This window comes from Rhodococcus sp. 27YEA6 (genome assembly GCF_044908235.1).
Taxonomy (GTDB): domain Bacteria; phylum Actinomycetota; class Actinomycetes; order Mycobacteriales; family Mycobacteriaceae; genus Rhodococcus_F; species Rhodococcus_F qingshengii.
In genome coordinates, this window is record NZ_JBIYCY010000029.1 from 19,355 (window position 1) to 28,301 (window position 8,947).

At 60.0% G+C, this 8,947-nt stretch carries 1 protein-coding gene; it reads left to right on the forward strand.

Translation table 11 applies throughout. The features are described from left to right. Window positions 1–149: 149 nt before the first annotated feature. Window positions 150–8,947, forward strand: an 8,798-nt coding sequence (locus tag ABH939_RS31535; RefSeq protein ID WP_404650677.1) for an amino acid adenylation domain-containing protein, incomplete at its 3' end; no start/stop codon positions are given.

The window sequence follows — 8,947 nt, forward strand, 5'->3', positions numbered from 1 at the left end:
ACGCGATTTGCCCAGGTCAAGGGTAGAACCTCGGAAGTGATCGGATTCCTGCGAATACTGATCGAACTGCAGTACCAAAGCGAAGGTGAAATTGTCTTGACGCAGCACGTGTTCCTCCAGCATGCCGTTCGAGTGCAGGTCGTGACCGCATGAGCTCCGATGGTGTGACGCCAGGGACTTCGGTAGCTCGCAAGGCACGTCGAGAGCGTCCGGCACGCGGCCGTCGTGCCAGCACCTCGTTGCTTCCGCAACTGCTGGCGGCGGCCGTCGAGCTGGGGCCCGAGCGGGAGGCGTTGCGGTTCGAAGGACGTTCGCTGTCATACGCAGAGTTGGACGAGCAATCGTCTCGTTTGGCGAGATTGTTGATCGCCGGCGGCATGGGGCCAGAGGATCGGGTTGCAATTTCGATACCGCGGTCCATCGAGTCCGTTCTGGCACTGTGGGCAGTCGCCAAGTCCGGCGCCGCCTTCGTCCCGGTGGATCCGAACTATCCAGCCGATCGCGTGGCCTACATGATCAGCGATTCTGGAGTTTCGGTCGGGTTGACCACTAAGGGTGCACGCGCCGGGTTAACCGACTCGGTCGGGTGGATCTCGATCGATGCTTCGGACACTGTCGAGTCGTTGGCCGCTGTCTCCGGCGCGCCAGTGACGTATGACGAGCGGGTAAGGACACTGCGTGAGCAGCACGCCGCGTACGTCATCTACACATCCGGCTCCACAGGGCGACCCAAGGGTGTTGTTGTTTCGCATTCGGGGCTAGCCGTCCTGCAGCGAGAGCAAATTCGCATGCTGTCGCTCGACGGCAATTCGCGGGTTTTGCACTTCACGACTCCAAGCTTCGACGTATCGATCTTCGAACTACTCGAGACGATCGGGGCTGGCGCCGTCATGGTGATTGCCCCATCGAGCATCTACGGTGGGCCCGAGCTAGCCGAGCTGATCAAGACAGAGCGAGTGACGCATGTCGGCGCTACTCCTTCGGTGCTCGCATCGGTGGATCCATCTGGACTCGACGATGTTGCTGTCGTCGTGGTCGCGGGTGAAGCGTGTCCGCCAGAGTTGGTCGCGAAGTGGGCGCCCGGACGCCACTTTGTCAACGCGTACGGCCCGACCGAGATGACGATCGTCACGAACATGACGGAACTCGGCGCGGGTGATCCCGTCACGATCGGTGGTCCGATTCGTGGTGCAGCGTCTTTGGTATTGGATGCCCGCTTGCAGCCTGTACCGACGGGGACTACGGGTGAGCTCTATCTTGCAGGGCCGCAGGTTGCGCGCGGATACCACAATTTGGCAGGTATGACGGCCGATCGATTCATCGCGAATCCCTTTGGAGCACAGGGTGAACGAATGTACCGCACGGGGGACGTGGTGCGGTGGACGGAAAGTGCTGCCGGCGGTCGTAGCGTCGAATACGTCGGACGGTCCGATTCCCAGGTCAAGATCCGTGGCTTCCGCATCGAGTTGACTGAAATCGACGCGGTCATCGCACTCGACGAACGGGTCGAGTTCGTGACAACGCTCGGGCGAGTGTTGCCCAGCGGTGAAACGGCTCTCATCTCTTATGTGCTTCCTGCAGTTGGAGCCGTGCTGTCCGGGGATGACGTCCTGGCAGTGGTCAAGACGGATCTTCCCCGTCACATGATTCCGGCGGCTGTCGTTGTCATCGACGAGATTCCCTTGACGCCAGTAGGAAAGCTGGATTCAGCAGCACTTCCTGATCCCGTATTCGAGGCCCGAGAGTTTGTAGCGCCATCCTCCGATGGTGAGGTCGTGGTCGCGCGCATATTCGAAGAACTCTTGGGGGTGGACCGAGTCGGCGCTGACGACGACTTCTTCGAACTCGGCGGCAACTCGTTGATTGCTGCGAAATTGGCCGGGCGTCTCAGTGCGGCTTTCGATGTGCGGGTTCAGGTCAAAACGCTCTTCGAGTACTCGACAGTCTCCGGTCTTGCATCTGTTTTGTCAGATTCAGCGGGGCGTGTGCGAATTGCCTTGGCCCCTCGCTCTCGTCCGGAGCGGATACCTCTTTCCCTTGCACAGTCGCGGATGTGGTTCTTGTCGAGATTCGACTCTGTGTCTGGTGTGAACAACATTCCGATCGTGTTGCGGTTGTCCGGTGCCGTCGATGTTTCGGCACTGTCCGCAGCGCTGTCGGATGTTGTTGCGCGGCACGAGGTGTTGCGGACCGTCTATCCGGAATTCGAGGGCATCGGGTTCCAACAAGTACTTCCGGTGGACGAATTCGTGGAAACTGTATTGCCCGAAACTGTCGACGCGGCCGACTTGCTCGGTGTGCTGACGCCAGTGGTGGCAGAGGGGTTCGATGTCACGGTCGAGGTGCCATTACGGGTTCGTTTGTTCCAGACGGGTTCGTCGGAGTTTGTGTTGGCGTTGGTGATTCACCATATCGCTGCTGACGGTGTGTCGATGGGTCCGTTGGTGCGTGATGTGTCGATGGCGTATGTGGCGCGTGCGGGTGGACAGGTTCCGGGGTGGGCGCCGTTGGCGGTGCAGTATGCGGATTACGCGTTGTGGCAGCGTGAGGTGTTGGGGTCCGAGGGTGATCCGTCGTCGTTGATGTCTGAGCAGTTGGGGTATTGGACGTCGGTGTTGGCGGGGTTGCCGGAGCGGATCGAGCTGCCGGCGGATCGCCCGCGGCCGTTGGTGGCATCCAATCAGGGTGCGAGTTACCAGTTTTCGATAGACGCGCGGTTACATCGAGCGCTCGAGCAGTTGGCGCTTGATCGTAATGTGTCGTTGTTCATGGTGGTGCATGCGGCGTTGGCGGTGTTGTTGGCGCGGCTGAGCGGTAGTGACGACGTTGTGGTGGGCTCTCCGATCGCAGGGCGGGGTGAGCCGGAGCTGGACGATCTGATTGGTATGTTCGTCAATACGTTGGTGTTGCGGACCGAGGTGGATTCTTCGGAGTCTTTCTCGGCGTTATTGGGTCGGGTTCGTGAGGTCGATCTCGGGGCGTTCGGCAACGAGGACGTGCCGTTCGAGCGTTTGGTGGAAGTGCTTGATCCGGCGCGGTCGCAGGCCCATCATCCGTTGTTCCAGGTTGCGTTGTTCTTTCAGAACATGGCGCAGGATGTCGTGGAGTTGCCGGGACTGTCGATTGCCGGTTTCGACGCCGGTGTCGAGATCGCGAAGTTCGATCTGCAGTTGACGGTGACGCCGTTGGAGGAGGACGGCGTCGGTGTGGGGATGCCGATGTCGTTGACGTATGCGACGGATCTGTTCGACGCGTCGACAGTTGTTTCGTTTGCGGAGCGGTTGGTGCGTGTTCTGGAAGCAATGGTGGCGGAGCCTGATTCGGTTGTCGGGGATGTGGAGTTGCTCGGTGAGGGCGAGCGTTCGCAGGTGCTGGTGGCGGTCAATGACACTGTTCACGAGTTGACTGTTGGTGCTTTGTTGCTCGACGGGTTTGTTGCGCAGGTGGCGGCGACGCCGGATGCGGTGGCGGTGGTGTTCGAGGGGCAGTCTCTGACGTATGCGGAGTTCGGGTCTCGGGTGAACCGTCTTGCACGGTATCTGATTTCGGTGGGCGTGGGGCCGGAGTCGTTGGTGGCGTTGGCGATGCGCCGGTCGGTTGACCTTGTGGTTGGTATGTATGCAGTGGTTGCTGCGGGTGGGGCGTATGTGCCGTTGGATCCGGATCATCCGGTCGAGCGCAATGGTCATATTCTCGAGACCGCGGCACCGGTCTGTGTGTTGTCCACTGCTGGTGACGGTGTGGTGTTGCCGAGTAAATTCGATGTGGTGTTGATAGACGAGCTGGACGTGTCCGGATTCTCGGATGCGCCTGTTTCTGATGTGGATCGTGTTGCGCCGTTGCGTGTTTCGAATGCTGCGTATGTGATTTTCACGTCGGGGTCGACGGGGAAGCCGAAGGGTGTGGCGGTTTCGCATGCGGCGATCGTCAATCAGATGGCGTGGATGCAGGGGCAGTATGTTCTGACCGGGTCGGATGTGTATCTGCAGAAGACTGCGACGACGTTCGACGTGTCTTTGTGGGGGTTCTTCCTGCCGTTGGCGGTGGGTGCTCGGTTGGTGGTGGCCACTCATGACGGTCATCGGGATCCGGGGTATTTGGCGTCGGTGATCGCTGATCAGCGCGTGACGGTGACGGACTTCGTGCCGACGATGCTGTCGGTGTTCGCGGGGGAAGTCTCTGCCAGCCAGTTGGATTCGCTACGTGATGTGTTCGTCATCGGTGAGGCGTTGCCGGCGCAGACGGTGCGCGATTTCGGTGTTGTTTCAAGCGCGCGGGTTCACAACTTGTATGGTCCGACCGAGGCCGCGGTGTCGATCACGTTCGCGGATGTGACGGATGCTGTCCACGGTGGTGTGGCTTCTATTGGTGTGCCGCAGTGGAATTCGCAGGTTTTCGTCTTGGATTCGCGATTGCGTCCGGTGCCGGCGGGTGTTGCGGGAGAGTTGTATCTTGCGGGTGATCAGTTGGCTCGTGGGTATGTTTCTCGTCCGGATTTGTCGGCGGATCGCTTCGTCGCGAATCCGTTCACTCATGGCAGTGTCGGCGATCGGATGTACCGCACGGGGGACTTGGTGCGGTGGGGCTGGTCGGGGGAGCTCGAGTACATCGGGCGCACTGATTTCCAGGTGAAGTTCCGGGGTCAGCGGATCGAGTTGGGGGAGATCGAGTCGGCCCTGGTGGCCGATGTGTCGGTGTCGGTGTCGTCGGTGGCGGTGGTGTCGACCAAGACCGGTGATCAGTTGGTGGGGTATGTGGTGCCGACGTCGGGAGCGGTGGTTGATGTTGCGGCGCTTGTGGATTCGTTGGGGTCGGTGTTGCCGTCGTATATGGTGCCGTCGCAGATCATGGTGTTGGATGCGTTCCCGCTGAATGCTTCGGGGAAGTTGGATCGGAAGCTGTTGCCGAAGCCGGTGTTCGAGGCTGCGGCGTTCCGGGCTCCGGTGACTCCGGTGGAGGAGTCGGTTGCCTCGGTTTTCGCCGAGGTGTTGGGTGTGGATCGGGTCGGGCTTGATGATGATTTCTTTGCTTTGGGTGGCAATTCGCTGATTGCGACTCGGATCGTTGCCCGCCTTGGGCAGGCGCTCGATACGCAGGTTCCGGTACGGGTGCTGTTCGAGGTGTCCTCGGTCGAGCGCGTGGCTGCCCGGGTTCAGACCAAGATCGGTTCGGGTGCTCGGGCGGCGTTGACTGCTCGGGTGCGTCCGGAGCGGGTGCCGTTGTCCCTTGCACAGCAACGGATGTGGTTTCTGAACCAACTCGACCCAGAGTCGCCGGTCTACAATGTTCCTCTCGCGATCCGGCTTTCAGGGAAGCTGGACGTGGCGGGGCTGAAAGCTGCTGTTTCCGATGTCCTGGCACGGCACGAGTCGCTCAGAACGTTGTACCCAAGCGATCCAGATGGACCAATGCAGGTAATTGTTCCACCCGAAGAGGTCGTGCTGGACTTGAGTCCAGTCGAGGTCGACGCCGAGTCTGTAATGCTGCGCGTAGCAGAGGTTGTCGGACAGGGATTCGACGTCGGTGCTGAGGTCCCCGTTCGAGCGAAACTGTTCAGCCTTGGCTCTGGCGACTACGTGTTGGTTGTCGTGATCCACCACGTTGCCGGAGACGGTTCCTCAGTCGGGCCACTCGGGCGCGATGTCATGGTCGCGTATGAGGCCCGATCTCGGGGGGTGGTTCCGGGGTGGGCACCTCTCGGAGTGCAGTACGCGGACTATGCGTTGTGGCAACGCGAGATGTTGGGCTCAGATGGTGACCCGGACTCGATCGCGTCGAAGCAAATTGCGTATTGGCGAACTCAGTTGGCTGACGTCCCCCCCGTTTTGAATCTCCCCTTGGATCGTGCAAGGCCCGCGATTCAGTCGTTACGCGGAGCGACAGTCAATTTCACGATCGATGCACGCCTTCATTCAGACTTGTCGAGGCTTGCAGAGGGTCACAACGTCACTGTCTTTATGGTCATTCACGCGGCTGTGGCTGTTTTGATGTCCAGACTGAGCAGTTCCACGGACGTGGTGCTTGGTACTCCTGTCGCAGGACGCGGGGAGGCCGAACTCGACGATCTGATTGGTATGTTCGTCAACACGCTGGTCTTACGCACGAACGTCGAAGCGTCGGAGGGATTCGGTTCGTTCCTGGAGCAGGTGCGTGAAATCGATCTATCGGCGTTTGCCAATGCGGATGTGCCGTTCGAGTGGTTGGTGGATGAGATCGACCCCGTGCGTTCTACTGCGCACTCACCGCTGTTCCAGGTTTTGTTGGTGTTCCAGAACTTTGCGCAAACGCAGTTCGTGTTGCCAGAACTCACGATTTCCGGGATCGAAGCGGACTCGGGAACGGCGAAATACGACCTTCAGATCACTCTGTCCGAGGTCATCAGCGAGTCTGGAGAACCCTCAGGGATACACGGGTCGTTCAACTACGCAACCGACCTGTTCGACGAATCAACGGTGCTGGAATTCGTCGATCGTCTGTTGCGAATTCTGAGCACAGTGTCCGCAACTCCGGACGTACTGGTGGGTGATATTCCCGTACTCTCACAGAGCGAGAGTGAACAGGTACTGGCACAAGCTGTTTCGGCCGGATCTTTGTGCTCGGACAATGCGACGCTGGTCTCGTTGTTCGACGAGCAGGTTGCGCGGACGCCTAACTCTGTCGCGTTGGCCATGGACGCAATTGAACTTACGTATGCGGAGTTCGATGCCAAGGTCAATCAACTCGCGCGTCACCTCATTTCCGAAGGAGTCGGACCTGAGCAGTTGGTCGGTGTGGCGATGCGTCGGAGCATTGACCTCGTGGTTGCGATCTACGCCGTTCTGAAGGCTGGGGGCGCCTACGTTCCTATCGATCCAGATCATCCAGCAGAACGCACCGAGTACGTCGTAGAGGCGGCGGATCCGGTACTGATTCTGACTACCGCTCGCGATCAGTTCGCGTCGACGGGTCGACGGATGGTGACTGTCGAGGCTCTGAACTTGGACGGGTTCCCATCTCGCCGGATTGCCGACTCTGAACGCAATTCGCCTTTGCGATCGCAAAACACGGCGTATCTGATCTTCACTTCAGGTTCGACAGGTCGACCCAAGGGCGTTGCCATTACACACAGCGCAACGGTGAACCAGTTGGTGTGGGCTCAGGCGACCTACAGGCTTGATTGCTCGGATGTGGTACTGCACAAAACGCCGATCACCTTCGACATTTCGGTCTGGGAATTGTTCTGGACTCTCCAAACTGGCGCGAAACTGGTCATCGCGGTTCCCGATGGACACCGGGACGCAGATTATCTTGCGAAAACCATCGCTCAAGAGCGGGTCACGACGGTGCATTTCGTTCCGTCGATGTTGAGCGCATTCATGTCCGCGGTGCCCGCGCCGCTGCCGGAATCGGTGCGTCGAGTCTTTGTCGCAGGAGAGGCGTTGAGCGCCGACACCGTACGCCGATTCAGCGGGTACGCCTCGGCGAGCCTGCACAACTGGTACGGGCCTGCCGAGGTCGAGGTGGTAACAGCTTGGGAGGCGACTCCTGAGGCGGTGGTCGTCCCGATCGGTACGCCCGTCGCTAACGCGTCCACTGTTGTGCTTGACGGCCGGTTGGCGCCAGTGCCGGTGGGTGTGGCCGGTGAACTGTATTTGGGTGGACCGCAGGTGGCTCGTGCATATCACGGTGAGCCTGCTATGACGGCGCTGCGATTTGTCGCCGATCCATTCGGATCAGCCGGCGCCAGGTTGTACCGCACCGGAGATTTGGTTCGATGGACCAAATCGGGGGAGCTGGAGTACATCGGCCGTAGTGATTTCCAGGTGAAGTTGCGTGGTCAGCGGATCGAACTGGGTGAGATCGAATCAGCCCTGCTCACGCATGAGAACGTAAACGACGCCGTCGTCGTGATGCACTCTGACTCCAAGTCGGGTGACAGCTTGGTTGGGTATGTGGTGCCGGCGTCGGGTGCGGTGGTTGATGTTGTAGCGCTTACGGATTCGCTGCGTGCGGTGTTGCCGTCGTACATGGTTCCGTCGTTGATCATGGTGTTGGATGCGTTGCCGCTGAATGCGTCGGGAAAGTTGGATCGGAAGTTGTTGCCGGAGCCGGTGTTCGAGGTTGCGGTGTTCCGGGCTCCGGTGACGGCGGTGGAGGAGATCGTCGCGTCGGTGTTCGGGGATGTTCTCGGGGTCGAGCGTGTCGGGTTGGATGATGATTTCTTTGCTTTGGGTGGTAATTCTTTGATTGCTACTCGGGTGGCGGCTCGGTTGGGGCAGGCGCTCGATGCGCAGGTTCCGGTGCGGGTGTTGTTCGAGGCGTCGTCGGTGGAGTTGTTGGCTGCTCGGGTGGAGTCGGAGGTTGGTTCGGGTGCTCGGGCGGCGTTGACTGCTCGGGTGCGTCCGGAGCGGGTGCCGTTGTCGTTGGCGCAGCAGCGGATGTGGTTCTTGAACCGTTTCGATACGTTGTCGTCGGCGAACAATATTCCGGTGGCGATTCGGTTGTCGGGGTTGTTGGATGTGGAGGCTCTGCAGGCTGCGGTGTCGGATGTTGTTGGTCGGCATGAGATTTTGCGGACGGTGTATCCGGAGGTCGACGGTGTCGGGTTCCAGGAGGTGTTGTCTGCGGATCGGGTGCGGTTGGATTTGTCGCCGGTGGCGGTGTCGGAGTCCGATGTCGTTGGTGCGGTGACGGAGTTCTTGTCGGCTGGTTTCGATGTGGCGGTGGAGGTTCCGGTTCGGGCGCGGTTGTTCGCGGTGTCGGAGTCGGAGTTCGTGTTGGCGATGGTGGTTCATCACATCAGTGGTGATGGTGTGTCGATGGGGCCGTTGACGCGTGATGTGATGGTGGCGTACGAGGCTCGTTCTCGGGGCGAGGTGCCGGGGTGGGCGCCGCTCGAGGTGCAGTATGCGGATTACGCGTTGTGGCAGCGGGAGACTCTCGGTTCGGAAGATGATCCGTCGTCGTT